The sequence below is a fragment of the Corynebacterium sp. MC3 genome (genome assembly GCF_900099485.1).
In the GTDB taxonomy this organism is placed as follows: Bacteria; Actinomycetota; Actinomycetes; order Mycobacteriales; family Mycobacteriaceae; genus Corynebacterium; species Corynebacterium pseudogenitalium.
On the sequence record NZ_LT622810.1, the window covers coordinates 76,193 to 103,188 of the forward strand.

Sequence of the window (26,996 nt, forward strand, 5' to 3'; positions counted from 1 at the left end):
ACCCCAGCTTAGGCGTGAGAAAAGGGTGGGCTGGACGCAGTTAGTTACACACAAAATGTCCCTTAAGCCCAGCTTTTGGCTTTTGCGGCGCGCACAAAAGAACCTCCGACACTGCGTCATTTGCAATCCCGGAGGCTCTTTCCTCTTGTGCGCCCGGTGAGACTTGAACTCACACGTCAAAGACACTGGAACCTAAATCCAGCGCGTCTGCCAATTCCGCCACGGGCGCATAAAGCGCCTTTCATCCTACACACTGCACAAGTGGGCACAAACTAGCAGGAAGGACCGGGGCTGCTGCTACCAGGTTGGGGGAGGTGTCCGCTGCGCGGACACGCGATCTGCTCCACCTGTCCGCGGCAAGACATCAAATGTTTCCGCCGCGCGGACACACAACCCCCTTTTCATCTTCCACCCCGCGGACACAGGATCCCCTCTGTCTGTCCGCGGCAACACGTCTACCAGCTCCATCCTTCCGGGAACGCATCAGGGGTGTCCGCCGCGCGGACACACAACCTCATTTCATCTTCCGCCGCGCGGACTCAGGATCCACTCCCCCGTTGTCCGCCGCGCGGACACGCGATCTGCTCCACCTGTCAGCGGCAAGACATCAAATGTTTCCGCCCCGCGGACAACCAACCCCCTTTTCATCTTCCGCCGCGCGGACACAGGATCCCCTCTATCTGTCCGCGGCGACACGCCTACCAGCACCAACCTTCCAGCATCGCATCAAATGTTTCCGCCTCGCGGACACACGCAACCGCAGAACAAGTATCGGGGCCGCACAACTTGCCGGAGGGGGCGTCGATAAGTGTTGTTGCTAGACTGAAGCACTGTGAGCGAGCAGAACAGTTTCCCAGGTGAAGAGGGCACGCCGAAGCGTCGGCACGTTCGGGTTCGCGCGTGGCACGTCGTGTTGCTCATCGCCGCGGTGATTACGTGCTGTCTGCTGGCGTACTGGCAGTGGACCCGCTACCAGTCCGGGACAGGAACGTTCCAGAACCTGGGGTACGCGTTGCAGTGGCCGTTCTTCGGTGCGTTTTTCGTCTACGCCTACAAGGCGGGGTTAAAGATGGAGAACGAAAAGATTGATGCGCTGAACGCATCGGGGTCGATGGATGAGCTCTACGAGGCGGACCTTGCACGCTACGGTGCGGACGGCAACCGTGATCCGGTGGAGATTGATGAGGATTTCCTGCCGGAGCGTCCTACTCTCGATGTGGAAGAATACAACTCAATGCTCGCACCACGCCGTCGTGGTTCGGCGGATCCAAACAGCGAACCAAATAGCGAGCCGAAGAGCGAACCCAACAGAAAGTGAGAGGCCTGAAAGCATGACCCAGCCGCAGCCAAACGCAGCAGCACCCAAGATTCACCCGGAGCGTCAGCGCCGAGTAAAGCAAGCGCTCACGGCGTTCTCTGTCGCAGCGTGGACAACGGGCATCCTGCTGCTGCTCCTATGCGCGCGCATGATCATGCAGTACCTCCTGCACATGGACGTGTCCATGCTGGAGTGGGTGGCGCGCGTGCACGGCCTGGCGTACATCCTGTTCCTGGTCACATCACTGAACCTGGGACTGAAGGCCCGTTGGGCTGCGCAGACGTGGGCGGTGACCGCGATTTCTGGCGTCGTCCCCTTCTTGTCTTTCTGGGTGGAGGCGAAGCGCCGCAAGGAGGTCACGCGCACGTTCCAGCTACGCTAGCCGCCCACGCTAGCTGCGCAGCGCCGCGATGTGCGGTGCCAGCGCCCGCAACGCCGTCCCACGGTGTGAGCGGGCGTTTTTCTCTTCCGGTGTGAGCTGCGCCGATGAGCGACCAGGGGTGTCGGCTGGTTGGAAGATCGGGTCGTAGCCGAAGCCGTGCTCGCCCTTCGGCGCTTCGAGCAGGCTACCCTCCCAGCGGCCCTCGGCGGTGAGCTCCTCGCCTTGCGGGGTCACGAGCGCACAGCAGGACACGAACGCCGCGTCACGCAGAGCGATGTCCGCCATCTGCGCGAGCAACAAGTTGTTGTTCGCGGTGTCGGTGTCTACGGCGCCATGCTGCCCGGTATGCCCAGACCAGCGGGCGGAGAGCACACCCGGCATCCCGTTGAGCGCGGCGACGGCCAGGCCGGAATCGTCTGCCACGCACGGCAGCCCGGTGGCTGCTACCCCGGCGCGCGCCTTGATCAGCGCGTTCTCCTCAAACGTCAGCCCGTCTTCTTTCGGCTCCGGGTACGGCTCCACCTCGCCGAGGGCGACGAGTTCCACGCCGTCGATGCCGCAGTCGTCGAGTACCTGCTGGAGTTCTTTGAGCTTCTTTGCGTTATTAGACGCAACCAGCACCCTTACCGTCATGCCAGCGCGGCTTTCTGCGCCTGGATGAGCTCGTTCAAACCCTTCTGTGCCACGTCGAGCATCTGATTGAGCTCCTCGCGGCCGAACAGGCCGTGCTCGCCGGTGCCCTGAATTTCGACGAAGTTGTCGCCCTCCTGCATCACTACGTTGAGGTCAACTTCAGCGCGGGAGTCTTCTTCGTACGGCAGGTCGAGGCAAACGCGGCCGTCGATAATCCCTACGGAGACTGCGGCGACTGGCGCGAGCAGCGGCTCACCCGGTACGACACCGCGCTCTTTGAGTACGGAGATGGCGTCCGCAAGCGCGACGTACGCGCCGGTGATGGAGGCGGTGCGGGTGCCGCCGTCGGCTTGGAGGACGTCGCAGTCGAGCTGGATCGTGTTCTCCCCCAGCTGGCGCAGGTCCACCGCGGCGCGCAGCGAACGCCCGACCAGGCGGGAGATTTCGTGGGTGCGGCCCTTCACCTTGCCGCGCATCGATTCGCGTGGCATGCGCTCGTGGGTTGCGGCCGGGAGCATGGAGTATTCGGCGGTCAGCCAACCTTCGCCGGAATCCTTCTTGAAGCGCGGCACGCCTTCCTCGATGGAGGCGGTGCACATGACGCGGGTGTTGCCGAACTCTACAAGGACGCTACCTGCCGGGTTCGAGGTAAACGAGCGGGTGATACGCACCGGGCGCATTTCGTCGAGCGCGCGCCCGTCTGCGCGCAGAAAATCAGAAGTTGTCATGCCCTCCAGGGTAACGCACTACGTTACAGCTCGAAGCAGGCGCCGGGCTTGCCGAGCACCGTCGGCCCGCCGAACTCGCGCGCAGCGGCCTCAAGCGTGGCCTGCTGGTCCGCCCACGGCTGGATGTGCACAACCACGAGCTTTTTGACGCCCGCTTCGCGCGCAATCCGCCCCGCTTCTTCACCAGACAGGTGCATGCCGGGCGCCATCCCCTCGGATGTCGGACCCCAGGCGGCCTCGCAGAGGAAGAGATCCGCGTCGCGGGCCGCCTCGACTAGGTTAGGCGTGACCCCGCTATCGCCCGAGTACACCAGCGTCGCGCCGGTCTTCTTGCACGTGACCCGCAGCGCGTGCGATTCCTGCGCCGGGTGATCCACCGGGAACGGGGTGACCTGCACGCCATCTATCTCAACCGGGGTGCGAGGGCTCCACGTGTGTACATCAAAGGTGTCACTGATGTCGTCGACCTCGTCGGCGGTGTTCGCGGCCATGCGGCCAAAGTGCGTCGCAGCGTGGCCTGGGCCGTACAGCTTATGCGCGCTCTCCGCGGGCTTCTCCGGATGGTAGCGCCGCCATACCAGCAGCGAGGGCACGTCAGAGCAGTGATCCGCGTGCAGGTGCGAAAAAATCAGGTGCGCGTTGGAAGGATCCATTTCCTCGCGCGTTTGCATCGCAGCCAAGGCGCCGGGCCCAAAGTCCATCAGTATGTCCGGGTTGCCCGGCGTACTGATCACATAGGACGAGCCGGGATTACCGGGGGCGCCTAAACTCCCTGAACACCCGAGAATGGTCAACTTCATGGAATTACTGTGCCATGAAAACTACGCAATTTCTAACGTTTCCACTAAAAACACTCAGTTTTGTAGCCATGTCATGGAATTCAGGCTGCTGTGGCCTAGCTCATGGGGTGGTTTACGGCGTGCACCATCGGCCCAAGGAAGCGCGTCGCGAGGGAGTCAAACACTGCCGGGTCGCCGGTGGATTCAAAGGTTCGCGTTGGTTCCACCTCAGGATCCGCCAGCAAGTCGCGCTCAGTGAGGATGCGGAGCACATCCTTCGCTGTCTCCTCCGCTGAGGACACGAGTGTGACGTCGTCCCCCACGGCGAGCTGCACGATGCCAGAGAGGAGCGGATAGTGGGTGCAGCCCAGCACCAGCGTATCGACGCCCGCTTCGCGCTGCGGTGCCAAGTACTCCTTCGCGATACTGAGGATCTCTGGGCCTGACGTCACGCCGCGCTCCACGAACTCGACAAACCGCGGGCAGGCGGTGGCCGTCACCTCCAAATTTGAGTTGAGCGCGAAGAGGTCCTGGTAGGCCCCGGAGGTGATGGTGCCCTGCGTGCCGATCACACCAATCTTGTTGTTTCGGGTGGTCGCGATTGCGCGCCGCACCGCTGGTTGAATCACCTCAACAACTGGGATGTCGTAGCGCTCGCGGGCGTCGTGTAAGAATGCGGAAGTGGCCGTGTTGCAGGCGATGACCAGCATCTTGCAGCCGCGGGCGACGAGTTCGTCGGCGATACGCATTGCGTGTTGGCGCACCTGCGCAATCGACTGCGGGCCGTACGGGCTGTTCGCGGTATCGCCGATGTAGATCATCGACTCGTTGGGCAACTGGTCGATGACGGCGCGGGCCACTGTCAGGCCGCCAACGCCGGAGTCGAAAAGACCGATAGGAGCATTGTTCTCGAGCGTTTTCACGTCACATCATCCTAGCCCATAGGGCTGATTCGGATTCTTGCGCTGTTTCTTCTGCGCTTTCTTCATCGCGAGCTCCGGCGGATCGTCCGAGGTGATAATCATGCCTGCCGCCATGCCGCCAATCGCACCGAACAGGTGGGCCTGCCAGCTGACACCTTCGACCAGTGGGAGCACACCCCACATCAGACCCGAGTACGTAAACCCGAGGATGACACCAAGCAACACCTGGCCCGCCGACCGGTTGAAGAAGCCGCGTACCAGCAGGTACGCCAACCAGCCGTAGACCAGACCCGAGGCGCCGATGTGGTTCGTGCCGATACCACCGAACAACCAGGTTCCGATGCCGCCGATCAGCACCACAAAGGCCGTGACCTCCCAGAACACTCGCTTACCGGAGTACCCCACCAGGAACGCAAAGAGCGCGCCCAAGCCGGTGTTACCGATCAGGTGGTCCAGGTCAGCGTGCAGCAGCGGCGAGGTGAAGATGTGCCAGATACTGGTCAGGTCCAGCGGGTGCACGCCAAAGTTATTCAGCCCTCCGCCGAACACCGCCATGTTCAGGATGTGCACGGCCCAGATAATCGCGATGTATCCCAGCGCGAACAGCAGCCCGGTTCTGCGCTGCTGCTTGAACTTGCTCTTGCGCTGCGCGGCGGGGTCCATCGCAGGGTCGACGTCGAACGCGGCAAGCTGCTGGTCCGGGTGCGAGAACGGCCGGTCGAAGGGCTTGCCGTAACCCGGCTGCCCAGTCTGGCCGTAGCCCCAGCCTGGCCTCGGTGCGTGTGGAGGTTGCGTCATATGCTTACTCGCCCATCATCGCCTGCAGCAGCGACTCCTGGCAGAACGCCAACCACTCGATGAGCTGCGCGCGCTGCTGCTCGGCGGCTTCGCCACCGCGGTCGTCGGCCGAGACGTACAGGCGCATATCGTTGAGCGCCGCCAGGAACTGGTGCGCCTCCTCTTCCTCGATGGTCACCTCAACGCCACCGGTTGGGCCCAGCGCCTCGTTGACCACCTGCAGGTTGGTCAGCTTCGCCTTAATGATGTCGTTTTCGTGCAAGCTGCGAAGCAGGCCGTTGTCGCCCTCGAACTCCTCGTCCTGCTCCCGCTCAAAGTCCGGCAGCAGGCGGGCTAGCTTCGGGTCCGTCGGCGCCTCGGAGTGCCCCACGGACAGCCCCATCATCTCCGAGAACTCGTCGCGCGGCGCGGACTGCGCTCGGGCGATCAGCGCCTCGGACACCGTCGCCGTCAAGTCCCCGATGATCTCGCGCTCGAGGGGGTCAAACAGCGTCGTAAATTTGATGCCTGAGCGCAACAGGCCCTTCTTCTTCCGCCAAGCTTGCATTCGCTACTCTCTCCTTGCCCTGGCCTATCCGGCCTGCTGCATTGTTGCCCAGAGGCCAGCGGTGTGCAGCTTCTTCACGTCGCCCTCGACCTTGTCTTTTTCACCAGAGGACACCACCGCTTTCCCCTCGGTGTGCACCTGCATCATGAGCTCCTGAGCGCGCTTGCGGTCGTAGCCCAAGACGGTTTGGAAAACGTAGGTGACATAGCTCATCAGGTTGACGGGGTCGTCCCACACTATGCACATCCACGGCAGGTTTTCGCTCGTCGCAACCTCGACGTCAATGGCTTCGTCGAGCTCAGGAGACGCCATCGGCGAACTCATCGCTACAATTCCTGTCTTTTTCATGTGCACCACCTTACCTGCTTCAGAAACACGACGCCCGCAAGCATTGTGTGCTAATGCACCCAGCAGTCCCGTCTACGCACTACACTCATCGAACATGACTGAAAACCAGGCCCACCCCAACTACTCGACGGCATTCCTGACGGACATGTATGAGCTGACCATGCTCGACGCCGCCATTCAAGACGGCACCGCACACAGGCAGTGCGCCTTCGAGGTCTTTACCCGCCGCCTGCCGAATGACCGCCGCTACGGCGTCGTCGCAGGCACCGCCCGAGTTGTCGACGCCATCCAGAACTTCCGTTTCACCGACGCGCAAATCGAGGCGCTCGACTTCCTCTCTGACGAGGCCAAGGAATATCTGCGGGACTACTCGTTCTCCGGCCAGGTCGATGGCTACCGCGAGGGCGACATTTACTTCCCATACTCCCCCATCATGACGGTGCGCGGCACCTTCGCCGAGTGCGTGATCCTGGAGACAGTCATCCTGTCGATCCTCAACGGCGACTCCGCGGTGGCCTCCGCCGCGTCCCGTATGGTCACGGCCGCTGATGGCCGCCCGATCATAGAGATGGGCTCGCGACGCACCAACGAGCAGGCAGCGGTCTCTGCTGCGCGTGCCTCCTACATCGCGGGGTTCGTCGGCACCTCCAACATGGAAGCCTCCTACCGATACGGCATCCCGGCCTCCGGCACCGCCGCCCACGCGTGGACGCTGCTGCACGTCGACGAGGAAGGTCGCCCCGACGAAGTCTCCGCGTTTAAGGCACAGGTCGAAAGTCTGGGCAAGGACACCACGCTGCTCGTCGATACGTACGACATCACCAAAGGCATCGAGCACGCACTCGAGGTCGCGGGCACTGAGCTCGGCGCGATCCGCATCGACTCCGGTGACCTGGGCATCGTGTCGCGTCGCGTGCGCGCCCAACTCGACGAGGCCGGCGCATTCAACACCAAGATCATCGTCTCCTCCGACCTCGACGAATTCGCCATCGCGGGCCTGCGCGGCGACCCTGTCGACGGCTTCGGCGTCGGCACCTCGGTGGTCACCGGCTCCGGCGCACCGACGGCCACGCTGGTGTACAAGCTTGTAGAGGTCGACGGCCACCCCGTCGCCAAGCGTTCCTCCGGGAAGCGCACCTACGGCGGCGCGAAGCTGGCCAAGCGCGCCTACCGCGCCTCCGGCGTCGCGGTGGCAGAGCTCATCTACCCGCTGCGCGCGGAAATCGATACGAAGCCAGCCCTCGAGTACCGTGACCTGGTGGTACCGCTGATTCGGGACGGAGAGGTCGTCGACCAGCATGACGAGCTCGAGGCTGCCCGCGAGCTGCACAATACCGCTCGCACCACCCTGCCGTGGGAGGGCCTGGCGCTGGCGAAGGGCGATGCGGCGATCCCGACGCGCTTCGTCGGCTTCCCTGAGCCCACCGAGTAGGTAGACTTTCCCGATGTGAGTGACCAGCCTTTCGCCCAAACGACCGAAGACCTGCTCGCGGCCGCCGTCGCCGCCCTCGGTGGCGCAGAGCGCCCCGGGCAGGTCGCGATGGCGAAGGCCGTCACCAAAGCGATCGATGCCGGACGCCACCTCGCCGTGCAGGCTGGCACTGGCACCGGCAAGTCGCTCGCCTACCTCATCCCCGCAATCCGGCACGCGCAGCAGTCGGACAGCACCGTCGTCGTATCGACGGCCACCATCGCGCTGCAGCGCCAGCTCGTCGAGCGTGACCTGCCCCGGCTCGCCGACGCCCTCGAACCGCTTTTGGAGCGCCGCCCGACGTTCGCCATCCAGAAGGGCCGCAACAACTATGTCTGCCTACACAAGATCGGGCTAGACGAGGAGACCCCGGAGGCGCTCATCGAGGAAGACGACATTTCCTGGCTGGGCAAGCACGTCAAGCGCGTCGCCGAGTGGGCGCAGGACACCGAGACCGGCGACCGCGACGACCTCGAACCCGGCGTACCCGATTTGGCGTGGCGCCAGGTGTCCGTTACTTCCAACGAGTGCCTGGGAGCGAGCCGCTGCCCGCACGGCGACGAATGTTTCGCCGAGCTTGCGCGGGAGAAGACCCGCTCCGTCGACGTGGTGGTAACGAATCACGCGCTGCTAGCTATCGACGCCCTCGCAGACGTTGACGTACTGCCGGAGCACGACGTCGTCATCATCGACGAGGCCCACGAGCTCGACGGGCGCATCACCTCCGTAGCCACCAACGAACTCTCAGCCCGCGCGCTGACGCTCGCTGCCCGGCGTGCGGGCAAGCTCGGTGCGGATAAGGCGATTCTCGAAGACGTCGCCGACGACTTCAACGCGGCACTCGCCCTGGAGGAGCCCGGCCGCTGGGAACGCATCTCTGATCCCGCGCGCGGCGCCTTCACCGGTGTCCGCGATGCACTGTGGCGCACGCGCAACGCCATCGCCGACGCCCCCGAAGGCGAGGCCGCGAACGACCCGGAAACCGCCGCCGAGCGCGGCAACCTCAAGAACCACCTCGAGGACCTGCACGACGCCACCGTCCGCATCCTCGAGGTTTTCGACGAGGACGACCCAGCCAAGCACTACGACGTGGTGTGGCTGACGCGCTCCGACAAGTACGACGACTCCGTGGCCGTCGCGCCACTCTCCGTCGCCGCCCTGCTGCGGGAGAAGCTCTTCGGCGAACACACCGTGGTGCTTACCTCCGCCACGTTGACTGTCGGCGGGAACTTCAACGCCATGGCGGCCTCCTGGGGTCTTCCGGACAACACATGGGACAGCCTCGACGCCGGCACCCCCTTCGACCCGGCGAAGTCCGGCATCCTCTACACCGCCAAGCACCTGCCTGCACCTGGCCGCGACGGCCTGTCGGACGCGACGCTCGATGAGATCGCCGAGCTCATCACCGCTGCCGGCGGTCGCACGCTCGGTCTCTTCTCTTCGCGCCGCGCCGCCCAGCAGGCCGCGGAAGCGATGCGCACACGCCTCCCCTTCGACATCATGTTGCAGGGCGAAGACTCCACCGGCGCGCTCGTGGACAAGTTCGCCCGCAACGAGAACAGCTGCCTGTTCGGCACGCTGACCCTCTGGCAGGGTGTCGACGTCCCCGGCCGCTCCCTGTCGCTTGTCATCATCGACCGCATCCCGTTCCCCCGCCCCGACGATCCGCTGTTGCAGGCACGTGCCAACGCCGCGGATGCTGCCGGGCGCTCCGGGTTCATGGAGGTCTCCGCGACCCACGCCGCCTTCCTCATGGCGCAGGGAGCGGGCCGCCTGCTGCGCTCGGTCAGTGACCGCGGCGTCGTCGCTGTGCTCGATAACCGCTTAGTCACGAAGCGCTACGGCTCATTCCTGCGCCGCAGCCTCCCAGCCTTCTGGGAGACCACCAACCCCGATACCGTCAGAGGCGCGCTGCAACGCTTAGTGGCGGCTCGCTAAACGCCAGCGCCGTCACCGAGCCTGGCGCGACCTCCGTGAACCCTGCGTCGGCGACCACCACGCCGTCGTGTTCGCGCGCGTACGCCAAGCACTCCGCAAACACGCCGCTGTCCGCCTCGCGGACACTCAGCGGGAAGCCGTCCTCGGCCCACGCCTGCACCCACTCGAGCGGGCGCTGCGCAGCAAGCAGCATTGAGGCATGCCCCACCTGTGCGGCCGCCTTCCCTGCAGACATCTCGAGCCCAGCATCCACCACAATCACAGGTGTCGACGCCCCCACCTGCCCCTCCACCGACTCCATCGGCAGGTCCGTCCCCTTGATCTGCAGCTTCGATACCTCGTGTGGCACGTCGCACACCGCGGATGGCACGAACGCTCGCACCGACCCGACCGTCACCCCGGGCACCTCCTGCGCGTCCAACCACGCCTTGTTTCGCGCACGGCGAGTCACCTTGCGGATGCGGTGGTCGTACCAGCGCTGCAGGTGCTCCCGCCACGGCCCGGGCTGGCCCGCTTGTTCCGCGAGACAGACAGCGACGGTGGCGCGAGCGGCGTCGACTAGCACGGCGTTACGTGCCGGCGGGTCCTGCTTCGGCAGGTTGATCACCAGCTGCATCGCCTGCACCGTCTCCGGGTCGCGCGGGTCCTCTGTGCGCTGTCGGTAGTCAGCGCTGGTGCGCTCGTGCAGGAGCTGCCAAGCTAACTGTCTGCTCATGCTTCGCGGCTTGTCAGTGCTACGCGGCCGTCGATGCCCTGGCGTTCATTCGAGTCGTCGATCTCGTCACGCGGGATGCCGATCATGTAGAGCACCTCATCCAGGAATGGGTGGTTCACCGACGCGTCCGCGATCTCCTTCAACGCCGGCTTCGCATTAAACGCAATGCCTAGACCAGCCACAGAGAGCATATCGATGTCGTTTGCGCCGTCACCCACCGCGATCGTCTGGTCCATGCGCAGCCCACTGTCCTCAGCAAACTCGCGCAGGAACTCCGCCTTCGCCTGGCGGTCCACCACCTTGCCGATCACCCGACCGGTCAGCTTCCCGTCTTCAATCTCGAGCGTGTTCGCGCGCACGTAGTCGAGCTCCAGTTCCTCAGCCAGCCCCTCCAGCACCTGAATGAACCCACCGGACACCACTGCGGTGCGGTACCCCATCGAGTTCAACGTGCGAATCGTGGTCCTCGCTCCAGGCGTGAGCACAATGTCCTTCGCCACCTGCTCAATCACCGACGCGTCGAGCCCCGCCAGTGCCTTCACTCGCTCGCGCAGCGACTCCTCAAAGTCCAATTCGCCGCGCATCGCGCGCTCAGTCACAGCAGCGACCTCCGCCTCACGTCCCGCGTGCGCAGCCAGCATCTCGATGACCTCGCCAGTGATCAAGGTCGAGTCACAGTCGAAGCACACCAGGCGCTTCATCCTGCGGTGCAAGCCCGCGTGTTCCATCGCGAGATCAATCCCCAGCTCTGCTGAGATCTCCGCGAGCTTCTTGCGGATCTCCTGCCCGTCACCCGGCGAGTAATTCGGGATCGTAATGCACAGCTCCAAACCTGTCACCGGGTACTGCGCGATCCCGCGAATCGTGTCAATGTTTGCACCTACCGACGCCAACTCCGTCCCCAGCCGTGAAACCGCCTCAGCCGTAACCGGGTTGCCAAGGACCACCACCACGTGCGTGGAACGCGGGCGCTGGTCCGAGCGGGCGGAGACATCCGTCTCGATGGTGACACGCTGACCATAGTCCCACAGCGCGACGCGCAGCTCACGCTCGATATCCACCAAGTCGTTTGGGTCCATGCCCACGAAGGCTGCCAGCATCAGGCGCCCTCGGAAGTCCGTCTGCTCCACGTCGAGCAGCTGGACATTGTGGCGCGACAGGGTTGTGAAAAACGAACCCGAAACGCCCGGGCGGTCTGGGCCCGACGCGGTGATAACCGCAGGCTTGAGACCTGCTTGCAGCTCTACCTCAAACGCCGTCATTGGTGGTGTACTCCTTCGTGTTACTGGCTGACTGTGATGAGGGTAGCACCTTTTGACAACACAAAACCCCTCATCGGAGAACCGATGAGGGGTGTGATCTGTCAGGATGAGGGGTTCACCATCTGGTTACTTCCCGGAGTTCGTGCCCTTCCACGTTGCTGGGGTATCAGCCTTGTGGTTGCTGTGAGCCTCGCGGCGCAGCTGCTCCACCATGTGCGGGTAGTGCAGCTCGAACGCAGGACGCTCGGAGCGGATACGTGGCAGCGCGGTGAAGTTGTGGCGCGGTGGCGGGCAGGAGGTTGCCCACTCGAGCGAGTTGCCGTAGCCCCATGGGTCATCCACGGTGACAATCTCGCCGTAACGCCAGGACTTGATGACGTTCCAGATGAACGGCAGCATACCGATGCCCAGGATGAAGGAACCGACCGTGGAGATCTGGTTCAGCAGCGTGAAGCCGTCGGTATCCAGGTAGTCAGCGTAGCGGCGTGGCATACCCATGTTGCCCAGCCAGTGCTGGACCAGGAAGGTCATGTTGAAACCGATGAACGTGAACCAGAAGTGGATCTTGCCCAGGCGCTCGTCCAGCATGCGGCCGGTCATCTTCGGGAACCAGAAGTAGACACCAGCGATTGCGGAGAACACCACGGTACCGAACAGGGTGTAGTGGAAGTGCGCAACCACGAAGTAGGAGTCATGCAGCTGGAAGTCCAGCGGTGGCGAAGCCAGCATAATACCGGTCAGACCACCGAAGAGGAACGTGAACAGGAAGCCCATCGCCCACAGCATCGGGGTCTCGAAGGTGATGTGTCCGTTCCACATCGTGCCCACCCAGTTGAAGAACTTCACACCGGTCGGGACGGAAATCAGGAAGGTCATGAAGGAGAAGAACGGAAGCAGGACGGCACCGGTTGCAAACATGTGGTGCGCCCACACAGCCATCGACAGGCCAGCAATCGCGAGCGTTGCGAAGATCAGGCCGATGTAGCCAAACATTGGCTTACGGGAGAAGACCGGGATGATCTCGGAGATGATACCGAAGAACGGCAACGCCAGGACGTACACCTCAGGGTGTCCGAAGAACCAGAACAGGTGCTGCCACAGGATTGCGCCACCGTTTGCAGTGTCGTAGATGTGGCCGCCCAGCAGACGGTCGTACAGCACGCCCAGTGCAGCAGCGAGCAGCAGCGGGAAGATCATCAGCGCGATGATCGAGGTGACGAACACGGTCCAGGTGAACGCTGGCATACGGAACATCGTCATGCCTGGCGCACGCATGGTGAGCACGGTGGTCAGCATGTTGATCGCGGATGCGACGGTACCGATACCGGTTGCGCCCACACCGACGATCCACAGGTTCGCGGATACGGATGGGGTGTGCGTTGCGTCAGCAAGCGGCATGTACATGGTCCAGCCGAAGTCAGCCGCACCACCCGGGGTCAAGAACCCAGCCAGCATCGCGAAAACACCGACGGACGTAATCCAGAAGCCGAACGCGTTCAGACGTGGGAACGCCACATCCGGCGCGCCGATCTGCAGCGGCAGGACATAGTTAGCGAAGCCCCACACAACTGGCGTACCGAACGCAAGCAGCATCACGGTGCCGTGCATGGTAAACAGCTGGTTGAACTGCTCGTTGGACAGGAACTGCAGGCCCGGGCTGAACAACTCAGCACGGATCAGCAGAGCCATCAAGCCACCAACGAAGAACCAGATGAAGGACATGATGATGTACATGATGCCCAGCTCTTTGTGGTCTGTCGTGGTGAGCTGCTTATAAATCTGAGAGCCAATCCGGCCATTGCCAGTTGGCTCCGGACGTGTCGACTGGACTTTAGTCTCCAGCCTTGGCGCCACAGCGGTCATTCGTTCCTCCTGACTGTAACTTTCGCGCACAAAACAGGTACACGAAAGCTAATTGTGATACCGCATCATCTTAAGTGACGCGCCCATACATTTGCCAGCCTTTCCGGGCCTTTCCCCAACGTCCACCTCGCACCCCTGCCAAGGCCTGACAACAGCCACCATGAGTTACCTGCCGAAACACCAACAGTCACAGCAGCCACCAAACACATAGCACAAGCCAGTACGCTCGCAACGTTTCGAAACTCCCCCACACACGTCCCCCGTTTAGTATCAACCCAAAGTTTGGGCACGTTTACGCCCGAAAACGAAAAACGCGCCACCGCAAACTGCTGCGGTGGCACGAAGTGGCGTCAAAAGCACTCAGCTGACAGGGTTAGAAGTCCCAGTCATCATCCTCGGTCTCCTCGGCCTTGCCAATGACGTACGAGGAACCCGAGCCAGAGAAGAAGTCGTGATTCTCATCCGCGTTTGGCGATAGCGACGCCAGGATCGCCGGCGAAACGCGAGCCTCATCGACCGGAAAAAGCCCCTCGTAGCCCAGGTTATTGAGGGCCTTGTTCGCGTTGTAGCGCAGGAAACGCTTCACGTCCTCGGTCCAGCCCAGCGGATCGTAGATATCTTCCGTGTACTGAATCTCGTTCTCGTACAGGTCGTAGAGAATATCGAAGGCGTACTCCTTGAGCTCCTCCTGGCGCTCCGGGGACTCGTCGCGCAGACCAACCTGATACTTGTAACCAATGTAGTAACCATGCACGGCCTCATCGCGAATGATGAGGCGGATAATGTCCGCGGTGTTCGTCAGCTTCGAGTGCACCGCCCAGTTCAAAGGCAGGTAGAAGCCCGAGTAGAAGAGGAAGGACTCCAGCATGACGGAGGCGACCTTCTTCTTCATTGGGTCGTCGCCACGGTAGTAGGACTCTACAATCTTAGCCTTGCGCTGCACCTCTTTGTTTTCTTCTGTCCAGCGGAACGCCTCATTAATCTGCGGGGTGGACGCCAGCGTCATGAAAATGTTCGAGTAGGACTTGGCGTGTACGGACTCCATGAACGCAATATTCGTATAGACGGCCTCTTCGTGCAGCGTCTTCGCGTCCGGCAGCAGAGATACCGCACCGACGGTGCCCTGCAGCGTATCCAGTAGCGTCAGGTTTGCGAACACGCGCATCGTGGAAAGCTGCTCATCATCAGTCAGCGTGTTCCAGCTCGGAATGTCATTCGAAACAGGAATCTTTTCTGGGAGCCAGAAGTTACCCGTGAGGCGGTCCCACACCTCGAGGTCCTTCTCATCAGGGATTTCGTTCCAGTTAATCGCCTTCATCGGCTCCTTATGAGCCTGCAGGTAGCCAAGATACTCTTCAGTCATGGCGCCCATCTTAGCGCAAGCGCCTCTACGCAGCGGCGCCGGTTGCGATTGTCCGCGCGGCGGACACTTGGCGGGGGTACATTCCGGACAGCCGACTTTGACTTTCGCCAAACGCGACCAGTTCCCTACACCGCTTTCTCCTTAGGATTCACCCCCTCCTACCCCCACCCATGCCCGACTCGTTGCGTTGTAGTTCACAGCCGGGGTTATGCTGATTAATAGTCTCAATTCAAACTCTCCGATACGAGAAAAAGGATGAATAGCATGCCTCTCACCCTCGATCCTGCCGAATCCGCCGAAGGACCTCTTCTGACCAAGGTGCTCGACGAGCTTGGGGGCGAGATTGTATCGGGGACAATGGCGCCGGGAGAGCGCTTTACGCTCCAGGATCTTTCCAGCCGGTTTGGGATTTCGCGCACAGTCGCGCGTGAGGCAATGCGCGCGCTGGAGCAGCTCGGGCTTGTGAGCTCCTCTCGCAGAGTCGGCATTAAGGTGCTGCCGGAAGAACACTGGGCTGTCTTTGACCAGGCGGTGATCCGTTGGCGTCTCAGCAGCGAAGCGCACCGAGCGAAGCAGATCGTGTCACTCGACCAGTTGCGCAAGGCAGTCGAGCCGGTCGCAGCAGCGCTCGCAGCGACGAACGCAACGAAGGAACAAGCACAGGAACTCAAGGCGCTCGCCGAACAGCTCATGGAGCTCTCCGAAGCTGGACAGGGCAACACGGACGCGTTCCTCGAGGCGGATAAACGTTTTCACACCTTAATATTGGAGTGCTCCGGCAACGAGATGTTTAGCACCCTCACCCTTCCCATTCTGTACGTGCTTGAAGGGCGCACCCGCTACGGCATCATGCCGAACGACCCACACCTTGATGCAATGGCATACCACCTGAAAGTGGCAGAAGCCATCCAATCCGGCGACTCAACAGGAGCAGAAAACGCATCCTGGAGCCTTCTGCGCGGAGTGGACGGCTTCGTCGAGTTCTAAGCCAGCGCTGTTCTCAAACAGCGCTGTTCTCAACCAGCATTACAGCATGCAGGACACGCAACCTTCGATCTCGGTGCCCTCCAGGGCCATCTGGCGCAGGCGGATGTAGTACAGGGACTTAATTCCCTTGCGCCATGCGTAGATCTGCGCGCGGTTCAGGTCGCGCGTCGTCACCGTGTCCTTGAAGAACAGGGTCAGCGACAGGCCCTGGTCGACGTATTTCGTAGCGACAGCGTAGGTGTCGACGATCTTCTCGAAGCCGATCTCGTAGGCGTCGTCGAAGTACTCGGTGTTGTCGTTGTTCAGGTGAGGCGCCGGGTAGTAGACGCGACCGATCTTGCCTTCCTTACGGATCTCAATCTTCGACGCGATCGGGTGGATCGAGGAGGTTGAGTTGTTGATGTAAGAAATCGAGCCGGTCGGCGGGATTGCCTGCAGGTAGCGGTTGTAGATGCCGTCGCGAGCGACCGCTTCTTTCAGTGCTGCCCATTCTTCGGCCGTCGGCACTGCGATCGTCGACTTTTCGAACAGCGCCTTGACCTTCTCCGTCTTCGGCTGGAAATCCTCCGGGTTGTAGCGGTCGAAGAACTCGCCGGTGGCGTACTCGGAGCGCTCGAAGTCTTCGAACTTCTTGCCCGTCTCCACTGCGATCTTGTGCGATGCCTTGATGCACTCGTACATCACGGCCGCGAAGTAGGCGTTCGTGAAGTCGAGGCCTTCCTCTGAGCCGTAGTGGATGTGCTCGCGGCCAAGGAATCCGTGCAGGTTCATCTGGCCCAGGCCGATGGCGTGGGAGGCGTCGTTACCCTCACGGATCGACGGCACCGAGTCAATCGACGTCTTGTCCGCCACCGCCGTAAGACCGCGGATTGCGGTCTCGACGGTGCGGGAGAAGTCGTCGGAATCCATCGCCATCGCAATGTTCAAGGAGCCAAGGTTGCAGGAAATATCGTGGCCGACCTTCGCGTACGTCAGGTCAGCGTTGAGCTCCGACGGGGAATTGACCTGCAGGATCTCGGAGCACAAGTTGGACATGTTAATGCGGCCAGTCTTGACCGGGTTCGCTCGGTTCGCGGTGTCCTCGAACATGATGTACGGGTAGCCGGACTCGAACTGGATCTCCGCCAGCGTCTGGAAGAACTGACGCGCATTAATCTTCGACTTGTGGATGCGCGGGTCTTCCACCATCTCTTCGTACTTCTCGGTGACGGAGATGTCGGCGAACGGAACGCCGTAGACGCGCTCGACGTCGTACGGCGAGAACAGGTACATGTCGTCGTTACGCTTCGCCAGCTCAAAGGTGATGTCTGGGACGACGACGCCCAGCGAGAGCGTTTTAATACGAATCTTCTCGTCAGCGTTTTCGCGCTTGGTGTCCAGGAACTTCATGATGTCAGGGTGGTGCGCGTTGAGATACACAGCACCTGCGCCCTGGCGTGCGCCGAGCTGGTTTGCGTAGGAGAAGGAGTCCTCCAGCAGCTTCATCACTGGAATCACACCAGACGACTGGTTCTCGATGTGCTTAATGGGCGCGCCGGCCTCACGAATGTTCGACAGCAGCAACGCTACGCCGCCGCCGCGCTTCGACAGCTGCAACGAGGAGTTAATCGCACGGCCGATGGACTCCATATTGTCCTCGATGCGCAGCAGGAAGCAAGACACGAGCTCGCCGCGCTGCGCCTTGCCTGCGTTGAGGAATGTCGGCGTCGCCGGCTGGAAGCGGCCCGTCATAATCTCGTCGACGAGCGCGGATGCGACCTCTTCCCTACCGTCTGCGAGGAAGAGCGCGGTCATCGCCACGCGGTCCTCGAAGCGCTCGAGGTAACGGCGACCGTCGAATGTCTTCAGCGTGTAGGAGGTGTAGTACTTGTACGCGCCCAGGAAGGACTTGAAGCGGAACTTAAAGGCATACGCACGCTTGAACGTGTCCTTCACGAACTCCCAGTCATATGCCTCAATAACCTCGGGCTCGTAGTACTTGTTGTCCACCAGGTACTTCATCTTCTCTTCGAGGTCGTGGAAGTACACCGTGTTCTGGTTCACGTGCTGCAGGAAGAACTGATTCGCAGCCTCGCGGTCCTTATCGAACTGGATCTGACCGTTTTCGTCGTACAGGTTCAGCAGTGCGTTGAGCGTGTGGTAGTCCAGCATGTCAGCCTCGTTGACTGGCTCCGGCACATTCTTGCCATGAATAGGGTTCGTAGACACAGATATCCTCTTGATGCTTCAGTGTTAATTAACGATCGGCGTTGCGGTATTTATTTGTATATTTCTCGCGCAGTTGCGCTAAGCGTTGTACGTTCTCCTGCCCCGGCAGCTGCCCAACCGACTCTAGCGCGTCTTCCTGCTCGGGGGTCAGCGGCAGCAGGCCGAGGCGGTCCGCGTACTGAATCAGCTGGTTGCGCACGCGTAGTACGTCGTCGTCAGTACCCAGCAGCTCAAAGCGGAACAGGTACGGGACGTTGCACTTCTCCGATATTACGTCACCAGCCAGGCCGTAGTCCGTGCCAAAGTTGGAGTTGCCAGACGCGATGACGCCACGGATATAGCTGCGGTTGTGTTCGTCATTCAAAAACTTGATGACCTGCGGCGGGACAGGTTTGGTGTTCACGTGCGTCATCGATACGCCCCCGCCATAGGTCGGGCAGATGAGGACGTAGGGCTCGTCGATAATTGGTGCAGGGTCGGTGCGCCGCAACGGGATGCGCCGTGCGGGAAGCCCCACCTTATCGACGAACCGCTTCGTCGTCTCCGTCAACGACGAGAAGTACACGATCAACATTTGTATGACCCCTACATAAAAAGAGCCGCCAATGTGCAAAAACACTAGCGGCGCGAGACGTCTGAAGAGTTAAGCCGCAGCCAGGCCACGGATGCGCTCCGGGCGGAACCCGGACCAGTGCTCACCGTTCACCTCAACAACTGGCGCCTGGAGGTAGCCGAGCGCGAGGACGTAGTCACGTGCTTCGTCGTCGACGGAGATATCTACAAGGTCGTACTCCAGCCCTGCTTTTTCGAGCGCCTTCGTGGTCGCTTTGCACTGCATGCACGCCGGCTTGGTGTAAACGGTAATAGACATAACCTGTGGGCTCTCTCTCTACATAAAATGAAGACTATTTCGGGAGTTTTCCCCGCGCCGTCTTGATCGGCGCTACAAGAGAAGACACTATACCTTGGGTGATATTTCTGCAAGTGATACTACATATAGTAGTTACACGCGTGGTATTCCCAGCACGGCTCCCACCGCGGGTCCACATGTAGCCTAGACTATGAAAAATCACTTCCGATGACCTGAAAGCCCACCAATGTTTCGCTCCCACCCCAGCCCGCAGCAACGCTACAGCCACATGGCACGGCGCGCCGCGAGCGAGGTCATTGGCAGCTATTCGACGAGCTTCGGCGCCGCCACGCGACTACTTCCCGAGCCGCAGCGAACCGACATCCGCAACCTCTACGCGGTGGTGCGCATCGCCGACGAAATTGTGGACGGTGCCGCCCCCTCCCCCGAGCGCGCGGCAGCCCTCAAGGACTACGAGCAGCGCGTCCGCAGCGCCACAGCAACCACGTTCCACACCGACCCGATCCTGCACGCCTTCGCCGATACCGCGCGCCGCTGCAACTTCGACGACGCCCACCTCGCCACGTTCTTCACCTCGATGCGCCACGACATAACCGGCGAGGCGCACACGGAGGAGTCCGTCGAGCGATACATCTACGGCTCCGCCGAGGTCATCGGTTTGCTGTGCGTGGATGTCTTCTTCGGGGGCCGACGCCCTCCCCAGGCCGAGTACAGCAAGCTGCAGGAAGGTGCGCGGGCGCTGGGGGCCGCGTTTCAGAAGGTGAACTTCCTGCGCGACTACGCCGACGACACCAACCGGCTCGCCCGTAACTATTTCCCGCAGGCTTCTTACCCGCTGACCAAGGCCGGCCGAGACGCGATCGTCGCGGACATCCGCCACGACTTCGACGCCGCGTGGTCCGCCATCCCCGCGCTGCCCAAGCGCTGCGGTGTCGCCGTCGCGGTAGCGGCGAACCTGTTCGAAGCGCTCACCGACTTGCTCGCGGACACGCCACCAGAAGCCATCCTCACCCAACGGGTCCGGGTGTCCGCGCCGCGGAAAGCAGCCATCATCGCGCGGACGGCGGCGACGGGAAGGAGGCTGCAGTGACGGAGCGCGTTGTCATCATCGGCGGGGGAATCGCAGGCCTGGCAACAGCGTGCCTGCTGGCGAAGCGCGGTTCGGCGGTGGTGGTCGTCGAAAAGAATGGGCACCTCGGCGGGCGCGCGGACGAGTTGCGCATCGGCGGCTTCCGCTTCGAGACCGGACCCTCCTGGTACCTCATGCCCGAGGCCTACGACCACTTCTTCGAGCTCATGGGCACCTCCACCGCGGCAGAGCTCGACCTGCAACTTCTCGACCCCGGCTACCGCATCTACCCCGAACACCGCCCGCTTCTCGACGTCCCCTTCGGTACCGACGCCGTCGCCGACCTCTTCGAGTCCCTCGAGCCCGGCGCGGGCGACGCGCTGCGCGACTACCTCGCCAGCGCGGCCGACGTCTACAACATCGCGCTCGACCGCTTCCTCTACACCACGTTCAGTTCGCTGCGGCCGTTCCTGCACCGCGACGTCGTCTCCCGCGCATTCACCCTCGCGGTGTTGCTGCTCCAGCCGCTGCAGCGCTACGTGGACAAGCGTTTCCGCGACCCGCGCCTGCGCCAGATCCTGCAGTACCCGGCGGTGTTCCTGTCCTCACAGCCGCGCGACACCCCGAGCCTGTACCACCTGATGAGCCACACCGACCTGACTCTCGGCGTGCGCTACCCACAAGGCGGATTCAGCGGCATCGTCACCGCGCTCGAGCGGCTCGCCCGCGCGCACGGCGTCGAAATCCTGCTTGAGCACGAGGCCACCAGCATCGAAGTTATCGACGGCTCCACCACCGGCATACACGTGCTCAGCGAAAGCGGGACGCGCTTCCTGCCCGCCGACGTCGTCGTCGCCGCCGGAGACCTGCACCACACCGAGACTTCGTTGCTCCCCGCGTCTGCTCGCACCTATTCCGAGGCGCACTTTAAGCACCACAACCCAGGTGTGAGCTGCGTACTCGCGCTCATTGGTGTGCGCGGTGCGCTGCCGGAACTGCTTCACCACACGCTGTTCTTTTCCGAGGAGTGGGGCGAAGACTTCGACGCCGTGTTCCCTGCTGACAGCAGCGGCTCGCGCGACGCATCGCGCTCGATCTACGTGTGCAAGCCCTCCGCCACGGACCCGACTGTCGCGCCCGCCGGGTGTGAGAATCTGTTCGTGCTCATCCCGGTTGCGGCCGACCCGTCGATCGGGCACGGGGACGCGTACGGCGCTGCAGAGTCCCCGCGTGTCGCCGCCATCGTTGACGCGACACTGGACCTCATCGTCGCACGCACTGGTGTCGCTGACCTGCGGGAACGGGTTGTCGTGAAGCGCACCATCGGCCCCGCTGACTTCGCCGGACGCTACTACTCCTTCGCAGGTGGCGCCATCGGGCCCGCGCACACCCTGCGGCAATCCGCGTTCTTCCGCGGTCGCAACATTTCCGCCAAGGTGGACAACCTGTACTACGCGGGGCAAACCACCGTTCCTGGCGTCGGTGTGCCCATGTGCCTCATCTCTGCTGAGAACGTGGTCAAGCGCATGCTCGGACTTCGTGACGCATCTCCTATACCAAAACTGTGAGAAGCTCGTGAAGATTCTGTACATTTAATTCATGCGAAGCTTCCGACCTGGTAAGACGCTTATCGCCCTTTTCACAGCCTTCGCGATGAGCACCACTGTCTTCTCCCCGCCCGACGCCACAGCCCAGACGACAAGTCAGTGGGTGCCCGATCAGCATGAGGAGCTGTTCGAGCAGCGGGATAAATTGTCGTACTCGAAGGGAGGCCATGAGTACATCTGCCAGGTTGCCCACATCGCGGATGGGCGTGTGTATACCGACGCGCTTTGCGGCGAAGGGCATTCCCTGTACTACCGCGACTCCGAGGGCTCCATACACTACTTCGAGGACAGGCAGACCGATTTTTCTCACAACAAAGATCTCTTCCTGAATCGCTTCGCTTCCTACGCGATCCCGGACTCGCTGCTTCCACAAGTCGGTGAGTCAGCTGAGCCAGTTCTCGGTTCGTACCTCTCGGCCGGAGATACCGTGACCGTTCACGGCCCACGGGAAGACTACGATGCAACGATTGAGAACACCACCGATGGTTTCCTGGCGATTACACTTCCGAGCCATGCGTATTTGACACATGGCGCACCAGTTTCAGTCGGCGGCCGCTACCTCGGGATGTATGAGGGGGTCTTTGACAACGACGACCACAGACAGGGACTCGTCCTCCTCGCAGACCCAGAAGTTCCTCCGACAAGCGAACCGAACAAAGTGGCGTTACTCCTCGAGCGTGAATCCATGCTGTCATATGCTCCGGGCGAAGTAAGCACGATTAACCAGGGTGACAAAATTTTCAACAACGGTCATGGTTGCACCGTCGGATACATCGATAAGCCCAACAACCGCATTTTCCTAGCTGGTCACTGCAGCGATGGCGGCCCTCTCTACTTCACCGACACACAAAACAGGAACTATTACCTAGGCACGGTGGTGACCGAGTTCGATTTCGAGGGCGATCTCACCGACAGCACCATGAGCAAAGACTGGGGCTACATCGATATCCCCGAACACCGCTCGGCGTTACTTGGAGAGAATGCCTACACCTCCGACAGCGTTCTGTTGCCGTCAATGCTCCGGGTCGGTCAGATGGTGTACGGCTTCGGTCAAACGACCGGCCACGTGATGCAGAACTACGTCATGGGCGTGATCAATAATGTCATCCACTTCACACAAGACGACCCAATGCATAAGGGAGATTCGGGCGGGCCAAACTGGGTCATTGATGAAGACGGCAAGCGTCACTTTATCGGCGTGAACTCCGGGAACGATAGAGTCGGAACAGGTCAAGCCCACAAATACGGTATTGCTGTCGGATGGGAAGAGACTCCAACTAGCGACGAGTACGTCAACTACTCGGGCCTCGCGAAAGCACAGTGGGACGCGTACCAAAAAGCGCAGGACGAGGCCGAGAACCCCGTCGCGGTCAACCAAGGCGACGCCGTGGGCCTCGACGACAACGATCGCGATCTCTTCCTCGACCAGGAGTGCACAGCGAAATACGTCGATCACGTCCATCAGCGGATCTACACAAGTCCTGCGTGCACCGGGCCGGGCGGGGCGCGCGGAGTTTCTACGACATACGGGTGGCCCAAGCACTGGGCACTGGCCGAAATCGGCACATTTTTCGACGCACATCTCCCATACATCCAAGCCCCGGATGACACACGTCTGGGCGAAAACGCCGAGACTCCTGGAGCGCTCCTATCGACCGACCAAGTACACCTGGGGGACACGGCTAGTATCGACTGGCGTTCATTGACCGTGGCAGGCACCATCGGCGACGCGATCCTGCTTCTCCCCTACGGTGATTTCGTCCCAGAGATCAACACGCCGGTCACCATCGGAGACGACGTCGCAGGCCTTGTTTCCGGGATCTACTACGACGACAACGGCAACGTGAAAGGCATTGAAGTCCAAAGCCTTGTCGACGCCAACCCAGTCGAGCTTCCGGAGGGCTGGCAAGAAGACCTTCTTTACGAATACGCGAAAGCAACTGACGAGACCGCTCCCGTGATTGGGGACGTCGAAAAGAAAGAACTCGACTCCGATGCCGAAATCGAACCGTTCGAATTCACCATCACGGACGAGTACAACGAGCTGACCGTCGAGGTAACCGACCTGCCAGAAGGTCTGTATGCGGACATTCAGTACGACGAACCACGGCTCCGCGCCACCGTCACTGTTCGAGGGACACCGACGAAGCCTGGGGAACAAGATGCAACCGTGACGGCACGCGACGCACGTGGGAACGAAAAATCGAGCAGTATCAGTTTCCAGATTAACGACGCCACTCCGCCCGTGATCGATACCACTGCGCTGGTCCTGGAGGCTGGCGAGTACGCCGACCACAAGATTCCGGTCACTGATAACAGCGACAGTTTCCTTACTGTGACAGTCAGTGCACTCCCTGATGGCCTCGTGCCATTTAGGGAGTACATCTACGGCACGACCACCGTCGTCGGAACGCACGAGCTTCAGGTAACCGCCACGGACGCCGCTGGCAATACTGCAACGGAAACAGTTCAGCTCGAGGTGCGCGACACGAAGAAGCCAGCCATCAACATGCGGAGCAACGCTCGCTGGGAAGCCAATTCAGAATTCAATGACTCCATCAGCATTGAGGTTGACGACGCAACCCCAGTCAGTGTGCGCGTCGACGGCCTCCCCCGTGGCCTGTCTTATGACGACACCAACGGCGTCATCGATGGCGTCACTGACGCGGTCGGCTCGCACTCTGTCACCGTCATCGCTACTGATACCAGTGGCAATACATCCGAGGCGGAGCTCGAGCTGGTGGTAGAGGACACCACTGCCCCAACAGTGCAAAACGCCGAGTTTGAGCACGAAATTGGTACACCGTTCTCGCATGTTGTTGATGCAACAGACGGCGTAGGGGTGGAACGGGTTACCGTTTCGGGTCTCCCACACGGTCTGCGTTTCGACGAAAGCTCCCGCACCATCAGCGGTACACCTTCAGCGCTGGGCAACTTCCAGACTTCCGTCAAGGCGTTTGATGCGGCTGGAAATACGGGCCAGGGCGCAATTGGATTCCGCGTGGTGGACACCGTCCGGCCTCGCATCTTGGTTGACCACAACCCGCCTGCGGCAACCAAGTTCGACCTGCCGATCCGAGTCGAGGACGCAACCAAGACCGCTTTGTCCGTGACCGGCCTGCCAGCCGGACTGCGACATAAAGGGAACCGGATTGTTGGTTCGACCAAAGATTCGGGCACACACCGTGTAGTCATCACCGCCACGGATGAAGCCGGCAATCAAGCTTCCGAGACAATCACGCTGTCGGTGCCGAAGCCTCGCCCAACCAAGACAACAACCGCTTCGACGGCTCCGCAGAAGCCGAAAGAGACGACTCCCGCTGCAGAGCCTCCTCGCCAGACACCGGTTCCGACTAAGTCAACAGGCAAGACAACATCGTCTGCAGCACCCTCTGAGAAAACTACGGCAACTACTACACAATCCGAGCCTCCTACCTCAGATCCAACGCAGCCTCAGGTTGCAGAGGACGGCAGCGCTTCCGGTTCCTCGAAGGGTGGAATCGCCGCACTGGTAATTCTGGGCATCATCGCGTTGGTTGGTGGTGTCGTCGCTACGAACCCTCAGCTCATGAAGCAGATTCAGTCGATGCTGCCATAGGAAGATGCGCCGACGTGGTTAAACCTTGGGTGTGTCCCAATCCCACGTCGGTGCGGCTTCATCCGCAAACGAATCCACACCCCACCCATCCAACTCAATCTCGGCAGCATCATCGCGATACCCCACCCGACCAGGCTCACACACCCACTGCTCACCACTAGCAAACCGGAAATACAACACCGGCCCAGGCTTGACCACCCGGATAAACCCATCAGTGACCAACGAATGACACCTCGAGCACAACGGCACCAAATTCTCCACATCCGTTGCACCTCCTTCGGCCCAATCCCGAATATGATGCATCTGCAAAAACCTGGTATGCCCACACCCTGGCACCGCGCACTTATGCCCCCACATCCCTAACAACACCTGCACCTGCTTCGGGCTTGCAAGCCTGCGTTTGCGCCCAAACCTGACCACCTGCCCCTGGGCGTCATAGAGCACACCCATCAAATCTGCATGATCTACCAAGTTGGCAAGCCGTGCGGCAGGCGCCGCCATGTGATTCGGCAAAAATGCTCGCCCATCTGATGTCATATGCACCATCACCTGTGCCGCCGGCGCCATCGTTGCATGCTTAGCGGCCCCGGTGCGCACCATGTGCACCATCCCCATCAGTGATTGCAGCATTAATCGTGCCGGTGGCAGCCCGAAGGTCGAGCGCATCATCTGCGCATCCGCCTCATCCATCGCGTTGTCATCCGCATAGGCGTGTGCGCCTGCGCGCAGGGCTGCTTGAAAGGCCACACCGTCGGTCGCGTTCATGCAAAACCAGCCGCGTAGGTATTGGCCGTCTTCGCGGATGGTCAGCCCGCAGTGTGCACCAGCATCCTGGGGTTGCCTATTGGTGGGGGTTGCGCCTGCCAGGGCGTGTACGAGGCCTTGGTAGCCAGATTCGGCGGCTATTTCTACGAGTTCGTGTTGGTTTGTGTCGGTGGCGTAGTCGAGCATGTAGCGCACGCTGGTGTAGTCGATGGTTCCTTGTCGTAGCGCGTCGAGGATGGTGGGAAAGGCGGTGAGTTTGCGTGCGACGGCGGCGTATTCGTAGGCGCGGGTGCGTTTCATTTTTAGCACTCTGGCAAGCCATGCCCCGGTTGAGGCACACCCGTAGGCTTCGGCGAGGTTGTGGGTGTCGAATTCGGCGATCGCGGTCAGTATTTCTGCGTGTGAGTATGCGAACAGGCGTGCGCTTTCTACGATGGTGTTGATGATGGTGTCGGCGTCGATGGTGGTGTGCATGGTTCCCCCTGGTGTTTTGGTTGTTTTGTTTAGTATACGTGTTCGAATGGTGGTGTCAAGAGGTTTATTCAAATATTTGTTGGTGGGTGTCCGCGCGGCGGACAGTGCGCGGGGTGCTTTGCGACGCCACTTTCGAGCACGGGTGTGTGGGTGGGTGTCCGCGCGGCGGACACCTTGATGCAATCGTTTGGGTATTGAGCTGAACTCGCTCTGTCCGCGCCGCGGAATGCTACTGGAGTCGACTAAAGCTTCGTTGGAATCCGCGCGGCGGACTGTGCGGGAGGTTGGGTTGTAACAACGGATAGATTGTCCGCCCCGCGGAATGCGGGAATCGTCCGTGCAAATCACG

The 26,996-nt window shown here is 61.4% G+C and carries 22 protein-coding genes, 1 tRNA gene and 1 pseudogene; 8 read left to right on the forward strand and 16 right to left on the reverse strand.

Going from position 1 to position 26,996, the window contains the following annotated elements:
- Positions 1-148: 148 nt before the first annotated feature.
- A tRNA-Leu gene (locus BQ4436_RS01380) sits at positions 149-229 on the reverse strand.
- A gap of 603 nt (positions 230-832) precedes the next feature.
- Between BQ4436_RS01380 and BQ4436_RS01385 the strand changes: the two genes are divergently transcribed.
- A complete protein-coding gene (locus BQ4436_RS01385) occupies positions 833-1,318 on the forward strand; it encodes a hypothetical protein (RefSeq protein ID WP_070975252.1) in 486 nt (161 codons plus the stop codon).
- Between the two features lie 13 nt (positions 1,319-1,331).
- Entirely contained in the window at positions 1,332-1,700 is a 369-nt protein-coding gene (locus tag BQ4436_RS01390; RefSeq protein ID WP_070361992.1) for a DUF3817 domain-containing protein, read from the forward strand.
- Between the two features lie 9 nt (positions 1,701-1,709).
- Here BQ4436_RS01390 and rdgB read toward each other — a convergent pair whose 3' ends face one another.
- From rdgB to clpS, 7 genes are all read right to left on the reverse strand, one after another.
- Positions 1,710-2,333, reverse strand: a complete 624-nt coding sequence (gene rdgB, locus BQ4436_RS01395; protein WP_070975253.1) for an RdgB/HAM1 family non-canonical purine NTP pyrophosphatase — start codon at positions 2,331-2,333, stop codon at positions 1,710-1,712.
- Positions 2,330-3,061 (reverse strand): ribonuclease PH, encoded by a 732-nt coding sequence (rph, locus tag BQ4436_RS01400; protein WP_070478462.1) that lies wholly within the window; start codon positions 3,059-3,061, stop codon positions 2,330-2,332. The genes rdgB and rph overlap by 4 nt, the downstream gene beginning before the upstream one ends.
- Before the next feature lie 23 nt (positions 3,062-3,084).
- Positions 3,085-3,861, reverse strand: coding sequence for an MBL fold metallo-hydrolase (locus tag BQ4436_RS01405; RefSeq protein WP_070975254.1), 777 nt, complete (start codon positions 3,859-3,861; stop codon positions 3,085-3,087).
- Between the two features lie 95 nt (positions 3,862-3,956).
- Positions 3,957-4,763, reverse strand: coding sequence for a glutamate racemase (gene murI / locus BQ4436_RS01410; RefSeq protein ID WP_070975255.1), 807 nt, complete (start codon positions 4,761-4,763; stop codon positions 3,957-3,959).
- A 6-nt stretch (positions 4,764-4,769) separates the two neighbouring features.
- Positions 4,770-5,561: a rhomboid family intramembrane serine protease gene (locus tag BQ4436_RS01415; RefSeq protein ID WP_070975256.1), complete on the reverse strand. Its 792-nt coding sequence runs from the start codon at positions 5,559-5,561 to the stop codon at positions 4,770-4,772.
- A 4-nt stretch (positions 5,562-5,565) separates the two neighbouring features.
- Positions 5,566-6,108, reverse strand: a complete 543-nt coding sequence (locus BQ4436_RS01420; RefSeq protein ID WP_070361986.1) for a DUF2017 domain-containing protein — start codon at positions 6,106-6,108, stop codon at positions 5,566-5,568.
- A 24-nt stretch (positions 6,109-6,132) separates the two neighbouring features.
- Complete coding sequence (gene clpS / locus BQ4436_RS01425) at positions 6,133-6,432, reverse strand: ATP-dependent Clp protease adapter ClpS (RefSeq protein WP_071565662.1); 300 nt, start codon at positions 6,430-6,432, stop codon at positions 6,133-6,135.
- A 118-nt stretch (positions 6,433-6,550) separates the two neighbouring features.
- Between clpS and BQ4436_RS01430 the strand changes: the two genes are divergently transcribed.
- On the forward strand, positions 6,551-7,888 hold the full coding sequence (locus BQ4436_RS01430) for a nicotinate phosphoribosyltransferase (protein WP_070975257.1): 1,338 nt from the start codon (positions 6,551-6,553) through the stop codon (positions 7,886-7,888).
- 15 nt (positions 7,889-7,903) lie between these two features.
- Entirely contained in the window at positions 7,904-9,865 is a 1,962-nt protein-coding gene (locus BQ4436_RS01435) for an ATP-dependent DNA helicase (RefSeq protein ID WP_070975258.1), read from the forward strand.
- Here BQ4436_RS01435 and BQ4436_RS01440 read toward each other — a convergent pair.
- The 4 genes from BQ4436_RS01440 to nrdF form a co-directional block, all read right to left on the reverse strand.
- On the reverse strand, positions 9,828-10,580 hold the full coding sequence (locus BQ4436_RS01440; RefSeq protein WP_070975259.1) for an aminoacyl-tRNA hydrolase: 753 nt from the start codon (positions 10,578-10,580) through the stop codon (positions 9,828-9,830). The two genes, BQ4436_RS01435 and BQ4436_RS01440, sit on opposite strands and share 38 nt — an antisense overlap.
- Positions 10,577-11,842, reverse strand: coding sequence for a phosphoserine phosphatase SerB (gene serB, locus BQ4436_RS01445; protein ID WP_070975260.1), 1,266 nt, complete (start codon positions 11,840-11,842; stop codon positions 10,577-10,579). Before serB ends, BQ4436_RS01440 begins: the two co-directional genes overlap by 4 nt.
- A 126-nt stretch (positions 11,843-11,968) precedes the next feature.
- On the reverse strand, positions 11,969-13,705 hold the full coding sequence (ctaD, locus tag BQ4436_RS01450) for an aa3-type cytochrome oxidase subunit I (RefSeq protein ID WP_070361980.1): 1,737 nt from the start codon (positions 13,703-13,705) through the stop codon (positions 11,969-11,971).
- Between the two features lie 373 nt (positions 13,706-14,078).
- Positions 14,079-15,068 (reverse strand): class 1b ribonucleoside-diphosphate reductase subunit beta, encoded by a 990-nt coding sequence (nrdF, locus tag BQ4436_RS01455; protein WP_070363445.1) that lies wholly within the window; start codon positions 15,066-15,068, stop codon positions 14,079-14,081.
- A gap of 264 nt (positions 15,069-15,332) precedes the next feature.
- On the opposite strand from nrdF, the gene BQ4436_RS01460 reads away from it, so the two are divergent.
- Positions 15,333-16,055 carry a FadR/GntR family transcriptional regulator gene (locus BQ4436_RS01460; protein WP_070975261.1) on the forward strand — a complete coding sequence of 241 codons (723 nt, stop codon included), beginning with the start codon at positions 15,333-15,335 and terminating at the stop codon, positions 16,053-16,055.
- Between the two features lie 39 nt (positions 16,056-16,094).
- On the opposite strand, the gene nrdE is transcribed toward BQ4436_RS01460, so the two are convergent.
- The 3 genes and pseudogenes from nrdE to nrdH all read right to left on the reverse strand — a co-directional run bounded on the left by nrdE (position 16,095) and on the right by nrdH (position 19,134).
- Complete coding sequence (nrdE, locus tag BQ4436_RS01465; protein ID WP_070478486.1) at positions 16,095-18,206, reverse strand: class 1b ribonucleoside-diphosphate reductase subunit alpha; 2,112 nt, start codon at positions 18,204-18,206, stop codon at positions 16,095-16,097.
- A 208-nt stretch (positions 18,207-18,414) separates the two neighbouring features.
- Positions 18,415-18,837 (reverse strand): annotated as a pseudogene (gene nrdI / locus BQ4436_RS01470) (class Ib ribonucleoside-diphosphate reductase assembly flavoprotein NrdI); the annotation flags it as partial.
- 69 nt (positions 18,838-18,906) lie between these two features.
- On the reverse strand, positions 18,907-19,134 hold the full coding sequence (gene nrdH / locus BQ4436_RS01475) for a glutaredoxin-like protein NrdH (protein WP_070361976.1): 228 nt from the start codon (positions 19,132-19,134) through the stop codon (positions 18,907-18,909).
- 226 nt (positions 19,135-19,360) lie between these two features.
- Between nrdH and BQ4436_RS01480 the strand changes: the two genes are divergently transcribed.
- Genes BQ4436_RS01480 through BQ4436_RS01490 form a run of 3 tightly spaced genes read left to right on the forward strand, consistent with a single transcriptional unit; the run spans position 19,361 to position 25,408 of the window.
- Positions 19,361-20,224 carry a phytoene/squalene synthase family protein gene (locus BQ4436_RS01480; protein WP_255366081.1) on the forward strand — a complete coding sequence of 288 codons (864 nt, stop codon included), beginning with the start codon at positions 19,361-19,363 and terminating at the stop codon, positions 20,222-20,224.
- Positions 20,221-21,771, forward strand: coding sequence for a phytoene desaturase family protein (gene crtI / locus BQ4436_RS01485; protein WP_070975264.1), 1,551 nt, complete (start codon positions 20,221-20,223; stop codon positions 21,769-21,771). Before BQ4436_RS01480 ends, crtI begins: the two co-directional genes overlap by 4 nt.
- 31 nt (positions 21,772-21,802) lie before the next feature.
- Positions 21,803-25,408, forward strand: coding sequence for a putative Ig domain-containing protein (locus BQ4436_RS01490; protein WP_070975265.1), 3,606 nt, complete (start codon positions 21,803-21,805; stop codon positions 25,406-25,408).
- A gap of 18 nt (positions 25,409-25,426) precedes the next feature.
- Here BQ4436_RS01490 and BQ4436_RS01495 read toward each other — a convergent pair whose 3' ends face one another.
- Positions 25,427-26,647 (reverse strand): HNH endonuclease signature motif containing protein, encoded by a 1,221-nt coding sequence (locus BQ4436_RS01495; RefSeq protein WP_070975266.1) that lies wholly within the window; start codon positions 26,645-26,647, stop codon positions 25,427-25,429.
- Between the last annotated feature and the right edge of the window lie 349 nt (positions 26,648-26,996).

Excerpts from the sequence above, each read along its gene's own strand:
- BQ4436_RS01460 (WP_070975261.1), top strand. The coding sequence starts at position 15,333 with ATGCCTCTCACCCTCGATCCTGCCGAATCCGCCGAAGGACCTCTTCTG.
- BQ4436_RS01480 (WP_255366081.1), top strand. The coding sequence starts at position 19,361 with ATGTTTCGCTCCCACCCCAGCCCGCAGCAACGCTACAGCCACATGGCA.
- nrdH (WP_070361976.1), bottom strand. The coding sequence starts at position 19,134 with ATGTCTATTACCGTTTACACCAAGCCGGCGTGCATGCAGTGCAAAGCG.
- rph (WP_070478462.1), bottom strand. The coding sequence starts at position 3,061 with ATGACAACTTCTGATTTTCTGCGCGCAGACGGGCGCGCGCTCGACGAA.
- nrdE (WP_070478486.1), bottom strand. The coding sequence starts at position 18,206 with ATGCTGGACTACCACACGCTCAACGCACTGCTGAACCTGTACGACGAA.
- BQ4436_RS01495 (WP_070975266.1), bottom strand. The coding sequence starts at position 26,647 with ATGCACACCACCATCGACGCCGACACCATCATCAACACCATCGTAGAA.
- rdgB (WP_070975253.1), bottom strand. The coding sequence starts at position 2,333 with ATGACGGTAAGGGTGCTGGTTGCGTCTAATAACGCAAAGAAGCTCAAA.
- BQ4436_RS01430 (WP_070975257.1), top strand. The coding sequence starts at position 6,551 with ATGACTGAAAACCAGGCCCACCCCAACTACTCGACGGCATTCCTGACG.
- serB (WP_070975260.1), bottom strand. The coding sequence starts at position 11,842 with ATGACGGCGTTTGAGGTAGAGCTGCAAGCAGGTCTCAAGCCTGCGGTT.
- BQ4436_RS01415 (WP_070975256.1), bottom strand. The coding sequence starts at position 5,561 with ATGACGCAACCTCCACACGCACCGAGGCCAGGCTGGGGCTACGGCCAG.
- ctaD (WP_070361980.1), bottom strand. The coding sequence starts at position 13,705 with ATGACCGCTGTGGCGCCAAGGCTGGAGACTAAAGTCCAGTCGACACGT.
- clpS (WP_071565662.1), bottom strand. The coding sequence starts at position 6,432 with ATGAGTTCGCCGATGGCGTCTCCTGAGCTCGACGAAGCCATTGACGTC.
- BQ4436_RS01420 (WP_070361986.1), bottom strand. The coding sequence starts at position 6,108 with ATGCAAGCTTGGCGGAAGAAGAAGGGCCTGTTGCGCTCAGGCATCAAA.
- BQ4436_RS01440 (WP_070975259.1), bottom strand. The coding sequence starts at position 10,580 with ATGAGCAGACAGTTAGCTTGGCAGCTCCTGCACGAGCGCACCAGCGCT.
- BQ4436_RS01405 (WP_070975254.1), bottom strand. The coding sequence starts at position 3,861 with ATGAAGTTGACCATTCTCGGGTGTTCAGGGAGTTTAGGCGCCCCCGGT.
- BQ4436_RS01490 (WP_070975265.1), top strand. The coding sequence starts at position 21,803 with ATGCGAAGCTTCCGACCTGGTAAGACGCTTATCGCCCTTTTCACAGCC.
- nrdF (WP_070363445.1), bottom strand. The coding sequence starts at position 15,068 with ATGACTGAAGAGTATCTTGGCTACCTGCAGGCTCATAAGGAGCCGATG.
- BQ4436_RS01390 (WP_070361992.1), top strand. The coding sequence starts at position 1,332 with ATGACCCAGCCGCAGCCAAACGCAGCAGCACCCAAGATTCACCCGGAG.